The organism is Acinetobacter sp. Li1LvA2 (assembly GCF_056156705.1).
This window is the reverse complement of record NZ_JBSICF010000003.1, coordinates 92,496-113,717: the sequence shown is the minus strand read 5'-3', so window position 1 is coordinate 113,717 and position 21,222 is coordinate 92,496. Positions and strand designations below refer to the sequence as shown.

Below are 21,222 nucleotides of genomic sequence, written 5' to 3'. Positions count from 1 at the left end.
ATTTTTTGCTTAAAAAATTTTTTTTCATAAACTTATTTGTATATTAATTTGAAATTCATTATTTAAATAAATAGTGCATTTGTTCTGCGAATATTTATTGTATTAAAAGTAGATATAGCCAGTGGTGAATATAAATACTATATTTTGAAATAAATGGGTTTTCTTAATATATAAATTATAGAAATGGTGTTAGGTTAATTAAAATACATAAATAATGATGTCTTTCTATAAGATTGTGTTTTTGTTATTTATTTTATTTAAAGAGGATGGGGCTGCTTAAAATAAGTTCACTATTCAAAGATAATTGCATATTTATTTTTTTCTCCTAAAATGATTTTTTACTAAATTGTCGTTACAGTTTTTTATATGCAATCATTAAATTATCGGAATAATGATGCATCGCAACATGGAAGTTCTGCACCTTTGAAACGAGCAATGAGTACTCGACATTTGGTGATGATCTCCCTTGGCGGTGCCATAGGTACAGGTCTTTTTTTAGGGTCGGGTGATGTAATTTCCCAAGCTGGCCCAATTGGCGCAATTATTTCTTATTTTTTAGGCGGTTTAATTGCCTATACCGTGATGTTATGTCTTGGTGAGCTTGCGGTACATGTACCAGAATCAGGATCATTCGGTGAGTATGCTCGTCGCTATATTGGTCCGGGTACAGGCTATATGATCACTTGGTTATATTGGTTAACTTGGACCGCGACTTTAGGAACAGAGTTTACCGCAGCAGCTTTGCTGGTTCGTGAGTGGTTTCCCTCTACTTCTGTTTGGGCTTGGACATTATGTTTTGGTGCCTTAGTTTTTTTCATTAATATCAGTTCAACGCGATTATTTGCCGAGTCAGAGTTTTGGCTGGCACTTGTGAAAGTTGTCACGATTATTTGTTTTATTGGGTTGGGTTTGCTGGCGATTTTTGGATTTATTCCATATCACGGGCACGAAACTGCGCCGTTGTTTAGTAATTTAACTGCCCAAGGCTGGTTCCCACATGGTTTATTTCCAATTTTTGCAACCATGCTGATTGTTAATTTTGCTTTTTCGGGTACAGAATTAATTGGTGTGGCAGCAGGGGAAGCAGAGAATCCAGCACAGACAGTTCCTAAAGCAATCAATGCTGCTATTTGGCGACTACTGATTTTCTTTGTTGGCACAATTGTTGTAATTAGTTCATTGTTACCATTCCAGCTTGCCGGTTTGAGTGGTAATGAGGTGAGTAATAGCCCCTTTGTGACTGTGTTTAATTATATTGGTATCCCATATGCTGAAGATATTATTCGCTTTGTGATTATTACGGCTTTACTCTCTGCTGCAAATTCTGGTTTATTTGCTGCTTCACGTATGATGTGGTCGCTTTCTGCAAAAAACCAATTACCGAAAATCTTTTCTAAACTTACACCTTCAGGAACACCTATTGTAGCTATTGTGGTCACAATGCTGGGTGCTATACCAGGTTTACTTTCAGAGCAATTTGCACCTGAAACTATTTTTAAGAATTTATTGGGTGTTGCCGCTTTCACCATGGTTGTAGTGTGGATTGCAATTTGCGTATCTCAATTCAACTTCCGTAGACAGTGGTATAAATCTGGTAAAACTGCAAAAGATTTGCGTTTTGCTGCTCCTTTATTTCCTTTGACTCCAATCGTGGGTGGTCTGTTCTGTGCTATTACTTGTATTAGCATGGTATTTGATCCTTCGATGCAGGTTGGCTTCATCTGTTGTATTGTTTTCATTCTTGTGTGTTATGCGAGCTATTTCATTTTTTATCACAAGAAAGATGCGGTGTAGAGCTAAGCAAAGATATGCTTTCTAAAGCATAGTCTAAAGGCCCCATTTGGGGCTTTTTTATTGCCTGTAGGAAATTAGAAAAGGGTGGATTTTATATATTTTTTTTAAAAATGAATTTTTATTTTTGATCATAAAAACAAATATTGTTTTATAAATTTACCACTGATCGGATTTTTATTAATATTTATTTATTATAAATATTTGATTAAGTCTATGTTTAGTCTTGTTATTTAATAAAGAGCTGTTTTTGGATTTTTGGAATATAAGGGTTGAATGAACATAATATGGATTTAATGTGAAGAATAGATAATTTTTTGATAGTTTTTTAAAAATTAAAAGTTATTAAGTTATTGTTATATATTAATAAAAATATTTACATTTTTTGTATTTATGGTTATTTGTTTTCTATAATATTTTTTTATTAAAGTTAAGGATTTTTTAATATTTGTTGTTTTTTTATTATAAATGTCAGTGCGATTTGATTATTTTTTCTCTTCTTATTTATTTTAAAATGTTCTAAATGAGCTTGCTCTATGCTATATTTATTGGAAGATTTTATATCTATGTTGCGGCTTAATTTTAAGCAGTATGTGTGGAAATAATTAATCTGTAGGATTATTGAACAAAGTTTATTTTAAAAAGACTAATGGAGGGATCTATCGATTAGTCAAAAAAATTTTATGGACTCATGGTTTTTGTAAATCATAGTTCTTTTTAACTCCCAAACGGTTATGTCACTTCTTTTGTATTTATATTTCAGCCGGCTGGTTTTAGTGGGTTGTGGCTAGTTTTTTGCTTTTATAAAACTCTTTTTATAAACAGCAATTTAGACAAAAGAAAACTTGTAAAAGATATCGGTATATAAAAGTAGATCGTACTTTTCGTACCAACAAATGGAATTTAAAAAATCTGATGCTTTAGAAGAGCAAAAGATTTAGTAAATAAACTAAGGCGCTGTTATTTCAGGGTTTTAGTTGCTAAATAATAAAGATTACAGATTTATCAAATCTGAGTCTATGAAGGTATATAGGAAAAAAGATGTCAGATCTTTCATACGTAAACGAACACAGCGATGCATGGCAAACTTACTTAGCACAAATTGACCGTGTTGCTCCGTACTTAGACCACTTGGCTGAGTTTATCGACACTTTAAAACGTCCAAAACGTGCACTTATTGTAGACGTGCCAATTGTAATGGATGACGGTTCTATTCAGCACTTTGAAGGCTACCGTGTACAACACAACTTGTCTCGTGGTCCTGGTAAAGGTGGTGTTCGTTACCATCCAAATGTTGATTTGAACGAAGTTATGGCGTTGTCTGCATGGATGACAATTAAAACTGCTGTTTTGAACTTGCCATTTGGCGGTGCAAAAGGTGGTATCCGTGTTGATCCACGTAAATTATCTAATCGTGAATTAGAGCGTTTAACTCGTCGTTATACGACTGAAATTGGTCACATTATCGGGCCTCAAAAAGATATCCCTGCTCCGGACGTTGGTACAAATGCCAATATCATGGGTTGGATGATGGATACTTATTCTACAAGCCAAGGTTACACAGTAACTGGTGTTGTAACTGGTAAGCCAGTTCACTTAGGTGGTTCTTTAGGACGTGTAAAAGCGACTGGTCGTGGTGTATTCGTTACAGGTCGTGAAGTAGCTGCAAAAATCAATTTACCAATTGAAGGTGCGAAAATCGCTATTCAAGGTTTTGGTAACGTAGGTAGTGAAGCTGCTTTCTTATTTGTTGAATCAAAAGCGAAAGTTACACACGTTCAAGACCATACAGGTACTATTTTCAATGCTGATGGTATTGATCTTGAAGCTTTACGTGATCACGTAAATGCAAATCAAGGCGGTATTGGCGGCTTTGCTGGCGCGCAATCAATTGCTGATGAAGATTTCTGGACAGCAGAAGTTGACATTATTGTTCCTGCTGCATTGGAAGGTCAAATCACTGTTGAGCGTGCTCAAAAACTTAAAGCTAAGTTGATTTTAGAAGGCGCAAACGGTCCGACTTATCCTAAAGCTGAAGACGTATTAGTTGAGCGTGGCATTGTTGTAGTACCTGACGTTGTATGTAACGCCGGCGGTGTAACTGTAAGTTACTTCGAATGGGTTCAAGACATGGCGAGCTACTTCTGGACTGAAGAAGAAATCAATGAGCGTTTAGACAAATTGATGGTTCAAGCTATGGATGACGTTTGGAATACAGCGAACAGCAACGCTTGTACTTTACGTACAGCAGCTTACATCTTGGCATGTGAGCGTATTTTAAAAGCTCGTAAAGAGCGTGGTATTTTCCCAGGCTAATCTGCGGAAATTACTTTTAGGAAAAGTGGTCTGAGCAAATATTAAGGATGTTATAGGGTTATTTGTTCAGCCCCTTTTTCTGAATTATTCAAAATTAAGTGTTATCGAATATATTAAATAAATACTGAGGTAAGCATGGAACAGCCAATTTCTGTAACTCGAAGCAACTTTAACGACTGGATGGTTCCAGTTTTTGCACCGGCAAATTTCATTCCGGTACGTGGCGAAGGTTCACGTATCTGGGATCAAGAAAATAAAGAATATATTGATTTTGCAGGCGGGATTGCAGTAAACGCATTAGGTCATGCGCATCCAGTGGCAGTAAATGCTTTAACAGAACAAGCAACAAAACTTTGGCATGTAGGTAACGGTTATACAAATGAACCCGTTCTACGCCTTGCAAAACAACTCACCGATAATACATTTGCAGATAAGGTTTTCTTCTGTAACTCTGGTGCTGAAGCGAACGAAGCTGCTTTAAAACTGGCTCGTAAAGTTGGTTTAGATAGCGGCGTTGCTGGCAAAAATGGCATTGTGGCATTTAATAATGCTTTCCATGGCCGTACTTTATTTACCGTTTCAGCGGGTGGTCAACCTAAATATTCACAAGACTTTGCACCACTTCCAAACGGTATCAACCATGTTGCCTTTAATGATTTAGAAGCTGCAAAAGCGGTGATTAATGAGCAAACATGTGCAGTCATTGTTGAACCAATCCAAGGTGAAGGCGGCGTTATTCCTGCTGACATCGAATTTTTAAAGGGTTTACGTGCACTGTGTGATGAATTTGGTGCATTACTTATTTTTGATGAAGTGCAAACTGGTGTAGGCCGTACAGGTGCACTTTATGCCTACATGAACTCTGGTGTTATTCCAGATGTGTTAACGACTGCAAAAGCACTAGGCGGTGGTTTCCCAGTCGGTGCAATGTTAACAACTGATAAGTTTGCTCCACATTTTTCAGTGGGTACACATGGTACGACTTATGGTGGTAACCCGTTAGCAAGTGCGGTTGCAGGTGCAGTATTTGAGTTTATTAATACGCCTGAAGTACTCGATGGTGTGAAGCATCGTCATCAATATTTCCTCGATGCACTAAATACACTAAACGCTGAACATCAGATTTTTGAAGAAATTCGTGGTCAAGGTTTATTGATTGGCTGTGAATTAAAAGCTGAGTATGCAGGGAAAGCTAAAGATATTACGACTTGGGCGGGTGAAGAAGGTTTACTTGCTTTAATTGCAGGCCCGAATGTGGTTCGTTTTACTCCGTCGCTTATCATTCCTGAACAAGATATTGATGAAGGGATTGCTCGTTTAAAAAGAGCGTTGGCTAAATTGGCTAAATAAAAAAAAGGAAAGCTAGCCATGATGATCGTCCGTCATGCCGAGTTTCGAGACCTTGAAGATATTTATAAATTAGCGGGTAAGTCGGGTGTAGGCCTGACTTCCTTGCCACAAAATATGGATACACTTTCGGCTCGAATTTCACGTACTCGCAATACTTTAAATGGCAATGTCCATAAAAGTGAACAAGGCTATCTGTTTGTTCTTGAAGATACAGAAGCTCAACGTGTTATTGGTTTAAGCGCAATTGAAGTTGCTGTAGGACTCATTGAGCCTTGGTACAACTTTCATGTTGGTACTCAAGTACACGCCTCAAAAGCATTAAACGTTTATAAGTCACTACCTACCTTATTTTTGAGTAATGACAGAACGGGTAGTAGCGAACTCTGTACATTATTTTTAGATCCAGAGCGTCGTGAAAACCAAAACGGTAAATTCTTATCGAAAATCCGTTTTATGTTTATTGCTGCCTTTAAGCAATATTTCGAGAAAAAATTAATTGCTGAAATGCGTGGTTTCTCAGACGAAAATGGATGTTCTCCATTTTGGGATGCGATTGGTCACCATTTCTTTAATATGGATTTCTCAACAGCAGACTATTTAAGTGGAATTGGGCAAAAAGTATTTATTGCAGAGCTTATGCCACGTTTTCCAGTCTATGTAGATCTCTTGCCAAAAGATGCGCAAGAGGTGATTGGAAAAATGCACCCACAAACTTTGCCTGCTTACCATGTGCTTGAGTCAGAAGGCTTACGCTATCAAGGATATGTCGATATTTTTGATGCGGGCCCAACCATTGAAGCCAATATTGATGAATTACGGGCAGTAAAAGAAAGTCAGTTTTTAAACGTCAAAATTACAAGTGATGCTGCGGTCGGTAAGACCCAATATCTCGTTGCCAATGATAATTATCATGACTATAAGGCAATGTTGATGAAGCTTGATCTTGTTGATAACACTATAAATTTAACACATGAACAAGCTGAAAAACTCGGTGTACAAGAAGGTCACGTTGTTCGTGTGTTATCACTAAATCCAATGGAAGTTTCCTGATGTCAAACTCTTTATTTATAAACGGTGTCTGGTTACAAGGCAGCGGCACAACATTTGAAAAAACAAATCCAGTTGATAACCAAACTGTATGGTCCGGTGCCGAAGCAACTGCTGCTGATGTAGAGCAAGCTTGTCAGGCAGCGCGTACTGCATTTCCAGCATGGGCACGTTTACCACTTGTAGAGCGTGTAGCTATTGTTGAGAAATTCGCGGCTTTGCTTGAAGAAAATAAAAAGCATTTAGCAGAAGTCATTAGCCAAGAAACCAGCAAGCCATTTTGGGAAACGTTAACTGAAGTTCAATCAATGATTGGCAAGGTTGCTATTTCAATTCGTGCTTATCACCAGCGTACAGGTGAAAGCTCAACTGAAATGGCCGATGGCGTAGCATCTTTACGTCACCGTCCACATGGTGTGCTTGCAGTTTTCGGTCCATATAACTTCCCGGGCCATTTACCAAATGGGCATATTGTTCCTGCATTATTGGCAGGCAATACCGTGGTATTTAAACCAAGCGAATTAACACCTTGGACTGCTGAAGAAACTGTAAAACTTTGGCAGCAAGCTGGTTTGCCAAATGGTGTGATGAATTTGGTGCAAGGTGGTCGTACCACTGGTGAAGCGCTAGCTGCTTCACATGAAATTGACGGTTTATTGTTTACTGGAAGTGCAAACACGGGTTATCACTTGCATAAGCAAATGGCGGGTGCTCCTGAGAAAATCCTTGCGCTTGAAATGGGCGGCAATAATGCATTGATTATTGATGAAATTATCGATGTCGATGCTGTAGTTAATCTCACTATTCAATCTGCATTTGTTTCGGCGGGTCAGCGTTGTACATGTGCACGCCGTATCTTGGTAAAAAATGGCGCAGAAGGTGATGCATTTATTCAACGTTTCGTTGAAGTTGCAAAAAATCTAAAAGTTGGTCGTTGGAACGATGAGCAACAACCATTTATGGGCGGTGTTATCTCGTCAGTTGCTGCAACAAACATGATGAATGCTCAACAAAAGTTACTCGAGCTTGGTGCAAAAAGTTTATTAACAATGACGCGTCCACAAGAAGATAGTTCATTACTTACTCCAGGTATTGTTGATGTAACAGGCGTAACAGATATTCCGGATGAAGAATATTTTGGTCCGCTTACGACGATTCAACGTTATGACAACTTTGATGAAGCATTAAAAATTGCGAATGCAACTCGCTTTGGTTTGTCTGTTGGTCTGGTTTCACCAAAACGTGAACTGTTTGATCAAGTACTTATTGAAGCGCGTGCCGGTATTGTGAACTGGAATAAGCCATTAACAGGTGCTTCAAGTGCTGCACCATTTGGTGGTGTCGGAGCATCTGGTAACCACCGCGCAAGTGCCTTTTATGCAGCTGATTATTGTGCTTGGCCAATGGCTTCACTTGAAAGTGACAGCTTAACCTTACCAGAAAAATTATCTCCAGGGATTGTGTTGCCTTAAACACTAGGGAAAGAAAAATGAAAGGATATGAAGTAAATTTCGATGGTTTGGTGGGACCAACACATCACTACGCGGGCTTGTCATTTGGTAATGAAGCATCGACAAAAAACCGTAATAACGCCTCGAATCCAAAATTAGCAGCTAAACAGGGCTTGCTAAAGATGAAAGCCTTGGCTGACATGGGAATGAAACAAGGTGTGCTTGTTCCGCATGAGCGTCCACATGTTCCAATGTTACGCCGTTTAGGTTTTACAGGAGATGACATTAGCGTAGTTGCTCAAGCAATGCGTCATTCACCTGAACTATTATCATCGCTAAGTTCAGCTTCACCAATGTGGACTGCAAATGCGGCAACTGTTTCACCTTCGGCAGATAGCCAAGATGAACGCGTGCATTTTACCGCAGCGAACTTGAATAATAAGTTTCACCGTTCAATTGAAGCTGAAACTACAAGTCAGGTCCTACAAGCGATCTTTAAAAATGAACGTCACTTTGTACACCACGAAGCTTTACCACAAGTGGCTTTATTCGGTGATGAAGGTGCAGCAAATCACAATCGTTTAGGTGGTGATTATGCTAAGCGCGGTGTTCAAGTATTTGTGTATGGTCAACAACATTTAAATAATGGTTTACCGGGACCAAAACGCTATCCAGCTCGTCAGACGCGTGAAGCAAGTGAAGCAATTGCACGTTTGCATCGTTTAGAGGATGCGCATACCGTTTTTGTTCAACAAAATCCGGATGTAATTGATCACGGCGTATTTCATAACGATGTTATCGCGGTAAGTAACCAACAGGTTTTATTCCATCATCAACATGCATTCTTAAATCAAGATCAAGCTTTTGCTGAAATTCGTCAGAAAATGGCAAGCATCGGTGAAGATTTTATCTCGATTGAAGTTCCTGAAAACCGCGTTACTGTTGATGATGCCGTAGCAACTTATTTATTTAATAGCCAGATTTTGACTCGTCCAGATGGTGGAATGACCATTGTTGTGCCAGAAGAGTCTCGCCAGAATAAAGCAGTTTGGAGTTATCTGAACGATATGGTTCAGATGGGTACACCAATTGATGCTATTCAGGTATATGACTTACGTGAAAGTATGCGTAATGGTGGCGGTCCGGCATGTTTACGTTTACGCGTAGCTTTAAACGAAACTGAGTTAAATGCTGTAAATCCAAAAGTATTAATGAATGATCAATTGTTTGGCACACTCAATCAATGGGTAGATAAACACTATCGTGATCGCTTAGCTCAAGAAGATTTGGCTGATCCGCATTTACTCATGGAAAGCCGTATGGCACTCGATGAACTGACCAAAATTTTAGGTTTGGGTTCGGTCTATCCTTTCCAAAAATAATGAGGAGGTGACATGCAAGATTTTCTAGCATTAACCTTACAAGGTGAGCAGCCTAAAACCCGCGAAGGAAAACAAGATAATTTTTCTTGGCGTTGGTTAGGTGAAGGACTTCTTGAATGTACGCCAAATGCACAGTACGACAAAGCTGTCGTACTGTCAGCTGGAGTACATGGTAATGAAACAGCACCAATTGAATTGTTATCTCATCTATGCACAGATTTGTTTGCAGGACGTTTAAACCTTGCTGTGAGATTACTGTTTGTACTGGGTAACCCTTATGCAATGCGTCAAGGGAAACGTTATGTGCATGACGATGTAAACCGAATGTTTTGTGGTGGATATAAAACTCTACCTGTGACTGAAGAATCAAAACGTGCTGAAGTTTTAGAGCAAGTAGTCACGACTTTTTTTCAGGAAAGTTCAAGCCAAGCAAAACGTTATCACTATGATTTGCACACCGCAATTCGTGCTTCTTTGTTGCCAACGTTTGCTTTATTTCCCTATCAAACACATGCTTATGATGCAGATTTGACAGCGAGCCTTGAAGCAGCTGACTTGGATGCTTTGGTTTACCACAATGCGGTCGGTAAAACCTTTACGCATTTTACCAGTGAAAATTTTAAAGCTGCGAGCGCAACTTTAGAGTTAGGCAAAGCCTTACCATTTGGACAAAATGACTTGAGCCAGTTTGCTGCAATTGATGAAGTGATTCGTCATGTTGTTTCTGAGCAAGCCTTGCCACCACGTAATAAAACAAAAATTCGGGTCTTTAAAGTATCGGACTCTTTAATTAAAAAAGACGAAGATTTTCAGATGAACTTATCGGCTGAAGCACCAAATTTTTCGACTTTTACCAAAGGTGAAATCATTGCAGCTCAACCTTCTGGTAATTATGTTGTTGAGCAAGATCAAGTCTGGATTTTATTTCCAAATCCAAATGTGAAAATTGGTTTGCGTGCAGGTTTGGTTTTAACTGAAACCAGCTGAACATTTGATTTTTAAGAAATAAAAAAGGGCAATGAATTGCCCTTTTTTATTTATAAGATATTAGTTCGTACCGAAAAGGCCTTTAACCCAAGATTTCTTTTCAGCTTTTTGTGTAGATGTTTGAGCACCAGCGTTTATATTTGCGTTTGTGTTAACTCCAACAGGACCAACGTTAACACCAACATTTACACCAGTTTGAGCATTAATTGCATGTGCTGGTTGAGCTGCATTCAACTGTGCTTGGGCATCAGCTTTAGTATCAGCTACAAATTCTTTTTGCTCAGCTTGATTTTGAGCTACACGAGTTTTTACTGCATCTACATGCGCTTGAGCATTAGCTTGTTTTTCAGCAGTAAATTCTTTTTGATCTGCTTGTTTTTCTGTAACTTTAGTCTTTACAGCATTAAAACCTGCTTTTGTATCAGCTTTAGCCTCAACTGCTAGGTTTTTAGTGCCGTTTGCAGCTTTAGTCGCTACATTTTTAGTACCTGTTACTGCTTCGGTAGCAAAATGTTTAGTACCAGTTGCAGCTTCAGTTGCTATGTGTTTAGTACCATTTGCAGCTTTAGAAGAAAGTTCAGTCACTTTTCCTGTTGTTTTTTTAGTTGCTTTAACTGTAGTGTCAGCAGCGACATGACCAGCATGCTTTGCTGTGCTACCTACAGTGTGTGCAGTATTTTTGACTGTATTGGCTACGCCACTAACAAGACCACCCGGTTGTACATTTACTTGAGCAGAAGCATCTGCATTAACGCCCGCACTTTGTGCAAAAATAGAAGCAGAAGCAAGAACACTTGCAGTAACGATAGCTGTTTTCATCATTTTCATTGCGATATCCTTCAAAGAATATACCCTTTTAGTGAGGTATTTCATAAACGCAAACGAATCATAGCCAAGGAAATATGGGCTTGGGAACTGACTTCATCAAAACGTTACAACAGTGTTACGTTGAGTAAACAGACTAGGGAGGAATTGTGGAGATTAATACAAATTAATAATAAAGTGAAAAAGAACATTTATTTATTAGAAAATCTAATTAAGCAAAGTGAGTTCTTATTATTTAGTTTTTTAAAAAATATCTTTTAATTTTTTCATTTCGTTTTTTCGAATTTGTTCTCTATATCTTTAAATGTGATGTAAATCTCATTACTTATTGGAGTAAACGGCATAGTTATTGCTTATTATGAGAATAAGGCGCTTTTTAGCACTTTTTTGAACCATCTTCTGCCAGAAATATAAACGTACAGGGCAGAACTGTATTTTTGCTTATTCGGGATAAAGTTATTTTAACTTTTTAGTGGTTATGTATTTCATTAAATAGATTTTTCACATGAAAAATATATTAAGAAATGCTGCTTTATTTCAAATAATCAAAAATAAAAATAGATATCTATAAACAAAAAAACAGAGATATGACAGATGAAAATTATTGCTTCCCTTCTTGTAATCGTCGGCTTGATCGCCGTTGTTCTCTATTTAAAGCCCACAAGTGGTGCATCTGATGTGTTTAATTCTGCTTTACATGAGTCGAATTCGCCACAACCAGACACATCGTCTTTTCTTTCTAAACTTAAGGAGCCTACTCAACCTAAAAATCTATCTCAACATTCAACTCATCCACAATCGGTATCAGCTGATACTGTTCCTTTTTATGACACAAAAAGTGATCCTTCAATTCAACCGATTGATCCAGAAAAAGATCCAGCAAATGAAATAAAAGTGAAATAAGTAAATTGTTAGTTGAAAAACTACGGAGAAAAATAATGCAAAGTAAAACGTTATTTCTATTAGGTCTATGTACGATTTTAAGTACAACCGCATCAGCTCTTCCTTTAGATTCTAAAGGTGCTAAACAGCGATTAAATCAGGCAGCAAAACAAAAAGTATTTCAGGGTAAAATCGATTTAGATGCCTTGGTGAATAATGATTCGAATGATTTAATTGTTGAATACAATATTGCTTCGGTGAGCGTGCCTTCCGGGTTAGAACGGCGAAGTTATATTGCAACAAATAAGAAAAATTTACAGGCAAGGTTTAACCGTGCTGGTGGTGTTCAAGTACTTCGGGACTACAATAATTTGCCTTTAGCTTTTTATCGGATTAGTAACCGCGAAGCTTTGGTCTCTTTACTCAATGATCCGAATGTTAAAGCGGTTTATCCAAATCGTATTAATCAAACCACGACCAATGAAAGTTTACCTTTAATTAATCAACCACAAGCAAATACCAATGGTTTCACTGGTGAAGGCTCGAGTGTGGCTGTGATTGATACAGGGGTGAATTATCTTCATTCTGATTTCGGTTGTACGGCAGTAAACACACCATCAAATACTTGTCGCGTTGTTTACTCATTTGATAGTGCACCAGATGATGGTGCTTTAGATGATGATGGGCATGGTAGTAATGTTTCAGGCATTGTGTCCAAGGTTGCCACCAAGACCAAAATTATAGGCATTGATGTTTTTAGAAAGGTCAGATCCCAAGGTAAATGGGTAAGCACAGCTTATGATAGTGATATCCTCGCAGGGATTAACTGGGCTGTAAATAATGCACAAACCTATAATATTAAAGCAGTTAACTTAAGCCTTGGCGTACCAGGTGTTAAATATACCTCGGAGTGTAGCGACAGCAGTTATGGAACGGCATTTGCTAATGCGCGAGCTGCTGGTGTGGTACCTGTAGTCGCTTCAGGCAATGATGCATTCTCAGATGGAATTTCATCTCCTGCCTGTGTTGCTGGTGCAGTAAGAGTGGGGGCTGTTTATGACAGTAATATTGGTGGTGTGTCATGGGGGAATCCTGTGAAATGTTCTGACCCAACAACAGCAGCAGACAAAGTAGCATGCTTCAGTAATGGTGGTAGCCTTGTGACTTTATTGGCACCGGGGGCAATGATTACCGCGGGTGGCTACACTATGGGAGGTACATCTCAAGCGACACCACATGTGGCAGGTGCGATTGCTTTATTACGAGCGAATAGCGTAAGTCCAACAGAAAGTATTGATCAAACCATCAGCCGTTTAAAAACGACAGGTAAGCCAATCACTGACTCAAGAACGGGCTTGGTTTTCCCGCGTATTGATTTACTGGCAGCAACAAATGGTTTAACCATTAATTAATAGCTTATTTATAATTTTTTAAATTAGGTCCAAGAAATTTTTAAAATAGCTATAACCCGTTGCCGAAGGTAGCTTTTGCAACGGGCTTTTTATGAAAAAGTATTAATGACACTTTTCTAAATTTGCTGGATTAAAGTTATTTTGGAGTTTTTTGAAATTATTCTGAATTTCTGGATCTTGAATATTAAAAGTGGTTGAGCTTTTGGTTGTAGAGTTAGTTGCTTGATTTAATATGCCTGATTCATCAGGGTATTGTTGGGTAAATGATGTAGCTGAAATTAGACCCTTATCATTAAATACCCAGTGTTCAGTAACGTGTCCGCCCCCTAAATATCCCGTAAATTCAATCATGCAAGCTTGCTTATCTTGTTTAATGAGTTTGGCTACATTACCTGTAGTTGATGGATAAGCTTCGATATTGGTATCTTGCTCTAGAACTTGTGCCTGAGAATAAGATGAAGAAGGAGGTGCAGAGGTTGCACAGGCAGTTAATGCTAAGCAGCATAGTGTTGAAAAGAGAAGTTTTTGACTATTCATAAGGCAGATTCCTAGCTCTTTATAGTTGATGATCAATAGTTCTAAATGAATATCTGTATTTATAAAAGCGCGAATTTATCGCGCTGTCCTAGCAAATTAGTTAGTTGTTGTGCTCGATTTACTTAGCTCACCTTGTTCAATTGGGATATTTTCACCGTTTCGACTACTGGTAATATTTTGCTTCGCCTGATCTAATTTCGTTTCTGTAAAAGCTTTGGCTGTATCTGCTTTTTGCTGAACGACTTCTGCTTTTTCAGCTGTAAATTCTTTGGTGTTTTTCCACTTTTCACTAATTTTATTTGAAGTTTTTTCAGAAGCTCCTTGAATAGAGTCTCCTAAATTTTGTATGCCTTTTCCAGTTTTATATAACAATACACGACCTAAACTTGGGTTATCACCATAAGGTTGTGCTTTAGAGGTTGTTTCACCCACTTGTTGTGGTTGCGTTGTTTCAGCAAATAAGGTCGATGAAGCCAACATGGAAGTCGCAATACATAAAATGTGTATGGTTTTCATTTTGGATAAATCTCCCCAACCAGAATCAAAAGATGAAGTGGTGATCTTACTGTTAAAAATAAAGCTTGTACTGCAATGAGATAAAACCCATACGATTTGATTACGATAAATCATCACTTGTTCGCAATAAAGTAATTATCCCAATGACTCATAAACAAAATTCAGACTTAATTAATTCTAAAAACATATCTCTGGCTTTATGGTTGCTCACATTTTTATGCCAAAAAAATTGATTCTGCATAAAGGCAAGATGTTCAAATTTATAGCCTCGAATATTGGTTAAATTTTTATATTGTTCATAAATACTCTTCGGTACCAAAGACACCCCAGAGCCTGCACTGACGCAACCGATAATGGTGGCGTAACTGGTAATGCTCGTAATTGGAAGTGAAATATTTTTGAGCTTAAGCCATTCTTCGAGAGCTGCTCGGTAAGGACAGCCTTCAGTCCACATAAAAATTTCTTTACCAATCAGGTCTTCTTGGTTGTGGATTTCTCCCAAAGAATGAGATGCAATCAAGACCATTTCTTCTTGATAAATACTAAGTTTATTTAGCATCGGAAACTCGATATTGCCCGCGACAATTGCACCATCAAGTTTGTGCTGAGAAATATCGACTAATAGCTGTTTCCATGTACCTGTAATAATTTGAATGGAAACCTCTGGAAAACGTTGATGATATTTCGCCAGTAAATTGGGTAGGCGAGTTGTAGCAGAAGATTCAATCGCCCCAATTTTTAATGGACCAGAGGGCGGTGCATCAGGATGAATACTTCGTTTTGCTTCATCACACAGCGCTAAAATTTTATGGCAATAATTAAGAAAGATTTCCCCAGAGGGAGTGAGTTTTAAACTTTTTCCTTCCCGATAAAACAGCGGTGCGCCTAGTTCTTCTTCGAGTTGTTTAATGCGCGTTGTGATATTGGATGGTACACAATGTAGTTGCATTGATGCCTTAGCCATTGTTCCGCATTCAACCACGGTCTGAAACATTTTTAACTGTGCGATATCCATATTTTATCATTCACTTTTAATGAATATTTGACTCAATATAAGTTAATTTTATTCAACTATCCATGCGCATATGATGAAAGTGTTCCATTTCACTAGTGCAGATTTAACATGGCAATTTCTCTTGCTGCCGAAATCCAGCCTCCCGCATTTAAGCTCTATTTATGTATTGCTGTGACGGTCTTTTGTTGGGGCTATTCACCTATTGGCGTACATAGTGCTTTGCATTCATATACACCGCAGCATATTGCCTTGCTCCGTTTTTTGATTGCATCGTTTTTTTTAATGCTTTTGGTCATGAAAAAAGGCATTCAGCCTTTAAATTGGAAGGATGCTCCTGCTCTTGCTGTATTAGGTTTTTTCTCTGTAACGCTGCATCATTTGCTTATAAATACGGGACAGCAGTATGTAACTGCAGTAGCTTCCAGTATTTTGAGTCAATCTATTCCGTTATTTACTTTTATTATTTCAGCTTTGCTTTTTAAGGAAAAAATTAGTTTCAAACAATGGTTATGTATTTTGCTAGGACTTTGCGGCGCCATATTGGTGGTTAGTGGAGATCATGGTTTTGGTGTACCGAGCCCTTATAGTTTATTGATTGTTTTAGCTGCAATTGCTTGGGGGCTTTATTTTAATTTATATAAAAAATTTGCTTTAAATTATGATGCTTTGAGCATGATGTGCTACATCATCTGGTTCGGGACCATTCCTTTACTGTTTTATAGTGCCCATTTGCCTAGTGAAATTTTAAATGCCACTTGGCAAGCCAATATGTCGGTTGTTTTATTGGGTATTTTTCCAAGTGCGATGGCGTATGTACTTTGGGGATATGTACTTAAAAATATGCCATTAACGATTGCATCGAATTTTTTGTATTGCTCGCCGATTGTCGCTATGAGTTTGGCAGTTCTTTTCTTAAATGAAAAACCATCCATGATGGTGCTGCTAGGTGGGGTAATTATTGTGGGGAGTTTGGTGTGGATGAATTGGGGGAATAGGCGTACTATCGAATAAGCTATAGATAATTAAACGAACTATAGATTGATGTTATGTCATGTACTACTTGCTTTAAGAGAATGAGATGATTGTTGTTACCTTAACCTATAAAAAACCATTAGCCGAAGTTGATGCTGTACTCAAAGAGCATATTGCATTTTTAGATCATTACTATGAGCAAAAGAAGTTTCTGGCATCAGGGCGCCGCGAAAATAGAGTAGGTGGGGTGATTTTAGTTTTAAGTTCTTCGATTCCAGAAGCTGAAGAAATCATGAAAAATGATCCGTTTTATATTCATGATGTGGCTGATTATGATTTTATGTGGTTTGAGCCATCGAAAAGTTTAGAAGAAATTAAAGAATTTGTTTAACGTAAAAAATAAAGGGATCTATAAAAGATCCCTTTATTTAATAATGAGCTCATTAACCCTGCAACACACTCACGTCAGCCACAGCAGTAAACAAGTTGCGTAACTGAGCTAATAAACGTAAACGGTTTGCTTTCAGGTCAGCGTCATCTGCCATTACCATGACACCATCAAAGAATGCATCAATCGGCGCGCGAAGTGCTGCAAGCTTAGAAAGGGCAGCTGTGTAGTCTTTTGCTGCGAGTAATGGTTCAACAACTGGAGTAACTGCTTGAAGCTCAGCAAATAATGCTTTTTCAGCATCTTCAACCAAGTTTGCTTCAACTACAGAACCTTCTGGCGCTGCTTCTTTTGCAAGAATGTTAGCAACACGTTTGTTTGCAGCAGCAAGCGCAGCAGCTTCAGGTAGAGCGCGGAAGTGGTTTACCGCATTTACGCGCTTGTCAAAATCAAGTGGAGACTTCGGTGCAAGTGCTTGAACAGCTTGGAGTACATCAACAGCAACGCCTTGGTCTTCATACTTAGCACGGTAACGACCTTCCAAGAACGCAACAGCATCAGCGCGAGTTTTGTCGTGATCTTTAACGATGTCGCCATAGCCTTGAAGCGCAAGATTTACTAACTCTTCAATTGTTACGTCTAGCTCATTTTCAATGATTAAACGTAAGATACCAATTGCTGAACGACGAAGTGCAAACGGGTCTTTAGAACCTGTAGGTGCTTGTCCAATACCGAAAATACCAACAAGTGTATCTAAACGGTCAGCAAGGGCAATCGTTGTACCTGTTTTTGTTTTTGGTAGAACATCACCAGCAAATTTTGGTAAATATTGTTCACCTAAAGCTTCTGAAACTTCAGTATTTTCGCCTTCAATACGCGCGTAGTAAGTACCCGCAATACCTTGAAGCTCTGGGAATTCACCAACAAGCTCAGACGTTAAGTCGCATTTAGCAAGTAATGCAGCTTTTTCAGCATCGGCTGGGTTTGCACCAGTGATTGAAGATAATGCAACTGCAAGTTTTGCAATACGTGTTGATTTGTCCCAAAGCGTACCGAGTTGTGCTTGGAATACCATGTTTGCTAGTTTTTCTTTACGAGATGCAAGCGGTTGCTTTTGATCTTGTAAGAAGAAGAATTCAGCATCAGACAAACGAGGACGAACAACTTTTTCGTTACCTTCAATAATTTGAGTCGGATCTTTAGACTCAATATTTGAAACAGTAATGAAGTAAGGCTGTAATTTACCTTCCGCATTGATCAAGCAGAAATACTTCTGGTTGTCTTGCATCGTCGTAATGAGTGCTTCTTGAGGAACAGCAAGGAAGCGCTCTTCAAAGTTTGCACGTAAAGCTACAGGCCATTCAACGAGGCTTGTTACTTCATCAAGTAAGTCAGCTGGAACAATCGCAGTCGCGTTAACTTCATCAGCTAACTTTTTCACTTGTTCTTGAATGGTTGCTTGACGTTTTTCAAAGTTTGCAACAACGTATGCTTTTTCTAACGCAGCTAAGTAGTCATTTGCATGCGCTAAAGTTACAGCTTCAGGTGCATGGAAACGGTGACCATAAGTCACATTACCAGCTTTGTGATCTTGAATAGTTGCGTCAACAATTTGGTCATCTTTAAGTAAGAGAACCCATTTCACTGGACGTACAAATTCGGTACGGCTCGCAGCAGAGCGCATACGCTTAGCAATTGGTAAATTGTCTAATGCAGTTTGTAAAATCTGTGGAAGTAAAGCATCAAGGCTTTGACCTTTTACATCTTTTAAATAGCAAACTTTTTCAACTTTACCTGCTTGGAAAGTAGAAAGCTGATCAACTGTAATCCCTTGGCCACGCATAAAGCCTTCAAGTGCTTTAGTCGGTTTGCCTTCTGCATCATAAGCCGCTTGAACAGCAGGGCCGTCAAAACGTTTTTGTGTATCAGCTTGAGCAGCATCGATATCTACAATTTTAAGCGCTAAACGACGTGGAGCAGCATAAGCTTCAATTGATGCGAAGTTTAAGCCGGCATCTTTTAAACCTTTTACCGTTTCTGCCTGTAATGCATCACGTAAAGTTTTCAAGCTTTTTGGTGGAAGTTCTTCACAGCCAAGTTCGAATAAAACAGTATGTTTGCTCATTAGTTTTTCTCCGCCTTTGCTGCTTCACTTTCAGCTTGTGCTTTTAGCTGTGCCAATACTTCATCACGTAAGTGTGGTTCTGCCATTGGGAAGCCAAGCTCTGCACGTGCTTGTACATAACTTTGTGCAATTGCACGCGCTAAAGTACGTACACGTAAAATGTAACGTTGACGCTCAGTCACAGAAATTGCGCCACGTGCATCAAGCAAGTTAAAGGTATGAGACGCTTTAACAACTTGCTCATAAGCAGGAAGAGAAAGTTTTGCTTCAATTAAACGGTTTGCTTCTGATTCGTAAAAATCAAACAGTTCGAATAGTTTTTCAACTGGAGCGTATTCAAAGTTATAAGTCGATTGCTCAACTTCATTTTGATGGAAGACGTCGCCGTAAGTTACAGTACCGAATTGGCCTTTGGTCCAAACAAGGTCATAAACCGAGTCAACACCTTGAAGGTACATTGCAAGACGTTCTAAACCGTAAGTGATTTCGCCTGTTACTGGGTAACATTCAACGCCACCGACTTGTTGGAAGTAAGTGAACTGAGTCACTTCCATACCGTTAAGCCAAACTTCCCAACCTAAGCCCCAAGCCCCAAGAGTTGGAGATTCCCAGTTGTCTTCTACGAAGCGGATGTCGTGAGTAAGCGTATCAATTCCGATTGCTTTTAAAGAATCGAGATAAAGCTGTTGGATGTTGTCTGGGTTTGGCTTAAGTACCACTTGGAACTGGTAGTAGTGTTGCAAACGGTTCGGGTTTTCACCGTAGCGACCATCTTTTGGACGACGTGAAGGTTGAACGTATGCCGCGTTCCAAGTCTCAGGCCCTAAAGCACGTAAGAATGTTGCGGTGTGGAATGTTCCAGCGCCCATTTCCATGTCGTAAGGTTGTAATACGACGCAGCCTTGTTCGGCCCAGTAGTTTTGTAGGGCAAGAATTAAACCCTGAAATGTATCAATATGCGAGATGGCGCGACTCATGTAGCATCCACGAATTTATGAGAAAAATTGCCACTAAGTATAAGGATTTTGTGGGGGAGTGGCAAAGGCTAGTTTGGGAATTTCAGATTTGATGGTTTAGCTGCTTTTTTTATACTTTTGAGTAGTAATATCCAATATGTAATAGCGAAAATTAAAGAAAAACAACTGAAGAAAAATAAGCCCTCTAATGGCATTAGTTCCCATGAGTCTCGAAAAAAAAATATTAAGATATTAGGTATTAAAAAAGTGAGAATAATTGCACTTGCAAGAATGGAGAAGAAATTAAGGAAATTGAATTTCAACAAGAATAATTGTAAAAAATATGCAGGTATAAAAACTAATACGTAATAAATTATTGTCATGAAAAGCAAAATTATAGGAATATCTCCTATAGTTCCAAAAGCAAATCTTCCGTAGATAGTTATGTGGCCTAATAATAGGAATAAACCAATAATATATAGGTGGATCGGTGTCATGATTAGACAATGCCAAATTTGATCTTTATCTGGATCTAAATTTTGAATGAAGATTTTTAAAAAATTAAAAGGCATTTTTGCACCCTGTAATAAAGACTTTCTAACGGATCTAAGAGAAATTTTGGTTTTGAGATTCTTCTGCTTTTTTTATACTTTTGAGTAGTAATATCCAATATGTAATAGCGAAAATTATAGAAAAATAACTAAAGAAAATGATCATTTCTATTGGTGCGAATTTTAAGCACATTAAACTAAGAATTAACGTAGTAAGTATGATCGCACTAGTAATAATTGAGAAAAAATTTATGAAATTATACTTTTGCAAGAAAAGTTGACATAGATAAGCAGGTATAAACGCGAGTATGTAATAAGTCATTACAACCATAAACAGTATCAATGGCATATTCGCAGCAGTTTTTAGAATTTCTAAAGTGAACCCTTCATATAGCATCATAGTAAAGATCCATAGAAGCCAAGCAGGTATAAATAAGTAGAGTGGGACTTTTAAAAGGCTATATAAAATTTGGCTTTGATTGGGATCTAAATTTTGAATGAAAATTTTAAAATTAGATTTTTTCATATAAATCAATATGAGTTTGATTCTTATAACTATGTATAGCATGAATAAAAGTTAATGTATTTGAAAATGTGATCAAATCAAAATGTTTAATTAATATAGTTCTGCTTATAAGGATTTTATATTCAATTAGCAGAGCGTTCATTCAATGTTGATGTTCTGTTCTTTGAATTTAGACTGATAGGCAACCGTTATA

General features: G+C 38.1%; 18 protein-coding genes. 11 read left to right on the top strand and 7 right to left on the bottom strand.

Going from position 1 to position 21,222, the window contains the following annotated elements; genetic code table 11:
* Positions 1 to 366 precede the first annotated feature (366 nt).
* From ACS604_RS07820 to astE, 7 genes are all read left to right on the top strand, one after another.
* Entirely contained in the window at positions 367 to 1,794 is a 1,428-nt protein-coding gene (locus tag ACS604_RS07820) for an amino acid permease (RefSeq protein ID WP_004789730.1), read from the top strand.
* 1,038 nt (positions 1,795 to 2,832) lie between these two features.
* Positions 2,833 to 4,107 carry a Glu/Leu/Phe/Val family dehydrogenase gene (locus ACS604_RS07815; RefSeq protein WP_004789729.1) on the top strand — a complete coding sequence of 425 codons (1,275 nt, stop codon included), beginning with the start codon at positions 2,833 to 2,835 and terminating at the stop codon, positions 4,105 to 4,107.
* A gap of 135 nt (positions 4,108 to 4,242) precedes the next feature.
* Entirely contained in the window at positions 4,243 to 5,457 is a 1,215-nt protein-coding gene (locus tag ACS604_RS07810; protein ID WP_474771141.1) for a bifunctional succinylornithine transaminase/acetylornithine transaminase, read from the top strand.
* Positions 5,458 to 5,475: 18 nt separating this feature from the next.
* On the top strand, positions 5,476 to 6,507 hold the full coding sequence (gene astA / locus ACS604_RS07805; RefSeq protein WP_004789727.1) for an arginine N-succinyltransferase: 1,032 nt from the start codon (positions 5,476 to 5,478) through the stop codon (positions 6,505 to 6,507).
* Positions 6,507 to 7,976, top strand: coding sequence for a succinylglutamate-semialdehyde dehydrogenase (gene astD / locus ACS604_RS07800; RefSeq protein ID WP_474771139.1), 1,470 nt, complete (start codon positions 6,507 to 6,509; stop codon positions 7,974 to 7,976). The genes astA and astD overlap by 1 nt, the downstream gene beginning before the upstream one ends.
* 17 nt (positions 7,977 to 7,993) lie before the next feature.
* Entirely contained in the window at positions 7,994 to 9,337 is a 1,344-nt protein-coding gene (gene astB / locus ACS604_RS07795) for an N-succinylarginine dihydrolase (RefSeq protein ID WP_474771138.1), read from the top strand.
* A gap of 12 nt (positions 9,338 to 9,349) precedes the next feature.
* On the top strand, positions 9,350 to 10,324 hold the full coding sequence (gene astE / locus ACS604_RS07790; RefSeq protein ID WP_192836286.1) for a succinylglutamate desuccinylase: 975 nt from the start codon (positions 9,350 to 9,352) through the stop codon (positions 10,322 to 10,324).
* Positions 10,325 to 10,384: 60 nt separating this feature from the next.
* Here astE and ACS604_RS07785 read toward each other — a convergent pair whose 3' ends face one another.
* Positions 10,385 to 11,152, bottom strand: coding sequence for a hypothetical protein (locus ACS604_RS07785; RefSeq protein ID WP_474771136.1), 768 nt, complete (start codon positions 11,150 to 11,152; stop codon positions 10,385 to 10,387).
* A 591-nt stretch (positions 11,153 to 11,743) separates the two neighbouring features.
* Between ACS604_RS07785 and ACS604_RS07780 the strand changes: the two genes are divergently transcribed.
* Both ACS604_RS07780 and ACS604_RS07775 read left to right on the top strand, forming a co-directional pair.
* Positions 11,744 to 12,052: a hypothetical protein gene (locus ACS604_RS07780; protein WP_440206492.1), complete on the top strand. Its 309-nt coding sequence runs from the start codon at positions 11,744 to 11,746 to the stop codon at positions 12,050 to 12,052.
* Between the two features lie 35 nt (positions 12,053 to 12,087).
* On the top strand, positions 12,088 to 13,443 hold the full coding sequence (locus ACS604_RS07775; protein WP_013196748.1) for a S8 family peptidase: 1,356 nt from the start codon (positions 12,088 to 12,090) through the stop codon (positions 13,441 to 13,443).
* Between the two features lie 102 nt (positions 13,444 to 13,545).
* On the opposite strand, the gene ACS604_RS07770 is transcribed toward ACS604_RS07775, so the two are convergent.
* The 3 genes from ACS604_RS07770 to ACS604_RS07760 form a co-directional block, all read right to left on the bottom strand.
* On the bottom strand, positions 13,546 to 13,980 hold the full coding sequence (locus tag ACS604_RS07770; protein WP_013196749.1) for a hypothetical protein: 435 nt from the start codon (positions 13,978 to 13,980) through the stop codon (positions 13,546 to 13,548).
* A 96-nt stretch (positions 13,981 to 14,076) separates the two neighbouring features.
* Positions 14,077 to 14,496: a hypothetical protein gene (locus ACS604_RS07765; RefSeq protein WP_174759112.1), complete on the bottom strand. Its 420-nt coding sequence runs from the start codon at positions 14,494 to 14,496 to the stop codon at positions 14,077 to 14,079.
* Positions 14,497 to 14,644: 148 nt separating this feature from the next.
* A complete protein-coding gene (locus ACS604_RS07760) occupies positions 14,645 to 15,511 on the bottom strand; it encodes a LysR family transcriptional regulator (RefSeq protein ID WP_049837408.1) in 867 nt (288 codons plus the stop codon).
* 108 nt (positions 15,512 to 15,619) lie between these two features.
* Here ACS604_RS07760 and ACS604_RS07755 point away from each other — a divergent pair, with 108 nt between their 5' ends.
* Both ACS604_RS07755 and ACS604_RS07750 read left to right on the top strand, forming a co-directional pair.
* On the top strand, positions 15,620 to 16,522 hold the full coding sequence (locus ACS604_RS07755; protein ID WP_474771133.1) for a DMT family transporter: 903 nt from the start codon (positions 15,620 to 15,622) through the stop codon (positions 16,520 to 16,522).
* A 67-nt stretch (positions 16,523 to 16,589) separates the two neighbouring features.
* On the top strand, positions 16,590 to 16,874 hold the full coding sequence (locus tag ACS604_RS07750; RefSeq protein WP_151302269.1) for a YciI family protein: 285 nt from the start codon (positions 16,590 to 16,592) through the stop codon (positions 16,872 to 16,874).
* A 52-nt stretch (positions 16,875 to 16,926) separates the two neighbouring features.
* On the opposite strand, the gene glyS is transcribed toward ACS604_RS07750, so the two are convergent.
* The 3 genes from glyS to ACS604_RS07735 all read right to left on the bottom strand — a co-directional run bounded on the left by glyS (position 16,927) and on the right by ACS604_RS07735 (position 21,071).
* Positions 16,927 to 18,996 (bottom strand): glycine--tRNA ligase subunit beta, encoded by a 2,070-nt coding sequence (glyS, locus tag ACS604_RS07745; RefSeq protein ID WP_174726844.1) that lies wholly within the window; start codon positions 18,994 to 18,996, stop codon positions 16,927 to 16,929.
* Complete coding sequence (gene glyQ / locus ACS604_RS07740; RefSeq protein ID WP_002044989.1) at positions 18,996 to 19,973, bottom strand: glycine--tRNA ligase subunit alpha; 978 nt, start codon at positions 19,971 to 19,973, stop codon at positions 18,996 to 18,998. The genes glyS and glyQ overlap by 1 nt, the downstream gene beginning before the upstream one ends.
* Positions 19,974 to 20,558: 585 nt before the next feature.
* Entirely contained in the window at positions 20,559 to 21,071 is a 513-nt protein-coding gene (locus tag ACS604_RS07735; RefSeq protein ID WP_474771130.1) for a hypothetical protein, read from the bottom strand.
* Between the last annotated feature and the right edge of the window lie 151 nt (positions 21,072 to 21,222).

Bases quoted from the DNA above. Each gene is read 5' to 3' on its own strand.
- ACS604_RS07750 (WP_151302269.1), top strand. From the start codon at position 16,590: ATGATTGTTGTTACCTTAACCTATAAAAAACCATTAGCCGAAGTTGAT.
- ACS604_RS07785 (WP_474771136.1), bottom strand. From the start codon at position 11,152: ATGAAAATGATGAAAACAGCTATCGTTACTGCAAGTGTTCTTGCTTCT.
- ACS604_RS07765 (WP_174759112.1), bottom strand. From the start codon at position 14,496: ATGAAAACCATACACATTTTATGTATTGCGACTTCCATGTTGGCTTCA.
- glyS (WP_174726844.1), bottom strand. From the start codon at position 18,996: ATGAGCAAACATACTGTTTTATTCGAACTTGGCTGTGAAGAACTTCCA.
- ACS604_RS07770 (WP_013196749.1), bottom strand. From the start codon at position 13,980: ATGAATAGTCAAAAACTTCTCTTTTCAACACTATGCTGCTTAGCATTA.
- ACS604_RS07815 (WP_004789729.1), top strand. From the start codon at position 2,833: ATGTCAGATCTTTCATACGTAAACGAACACAGCGATGCATGGCAAACT.
- astA (WP_004789727.1), top strand. From the start codon at position 5,476: ATGATGATCGTCCGTCATGCCGAGTTTCGAGACCTTGAAGATATTTAT.
- astB (WP_474771138.1), top strand. From the start codon at position 7,994: ATGAAAGGATATGAAGTAAATTTCGATGGTTTGGTGGGACCAACACAT.
- ACS604_RS07735 (WP_474771130.1), bottom strand. From the start codon at position 21,071: ATGCTATACATAGTTATAAGAATCAAACTCATATTGATTTATATGAAA.
- ACS604_RS07820 (WP_004789730.1), top strand. From the start codon at position 367: ATGCAATCATTAAATTATCGGAATAATGATGCATCGCAACATGGAAGT.
- ACS604_RS07775 (WP_013196748.1), top strand. From the start codon at position 12,088: ATGCAAAGTAAAACGTTATTTCTATTAGGTCTATGTACGATTTTAAGT.
- ACS604_RS07780 (WP_440206492.1), top strand. From the start codon at position 11,744: ATGAAAATTATTGCTTCCCTTCTTGTAATCGTCGGCTTGATCGCCGTT.
- ACS604_RS07755 (WP_474771133.1), top strand. From the start codon at position 15,620: ATGGCAATTTCTCTTGCTGCCGAAATCCAGCCTCCCGCATTTAAGCTC.
- ACS604_RS07810 (WP_474771141.1), top strand. From the start codon at position 4,243: ATGGAACAGCCAATTTCTGTAACTCGAAGCAACTTTAACGACTGGATG.
- glyQ (WP_002044989.1), bottom strand. From the start codon at position 19,973: ATGAGTCGCGCCATCTCGCATATTGATACATTTCAGGGTTTAATTCTT.
- astE (WP_192836286.1), top strand. From the start codon at position 9,350: ATGCAAGATTTTCTAGCATTAACCTTACAAGGTGAGCAGCCTAAAACC.
- ACS604_RS07760 (WP_049837408.1), bottom strand. From the start codon at position 15,511: ATGGATATCGCACAGTTAAAAATGTTTCAGACCGTGGTTGAATGCGGA.
- astD (WP_474771139.1), top strand. From the start codon at position 6,507: ATGTCAAACTCTTTATTTATAAACGGTGTCTGGTTACAAGGCAGCGGC.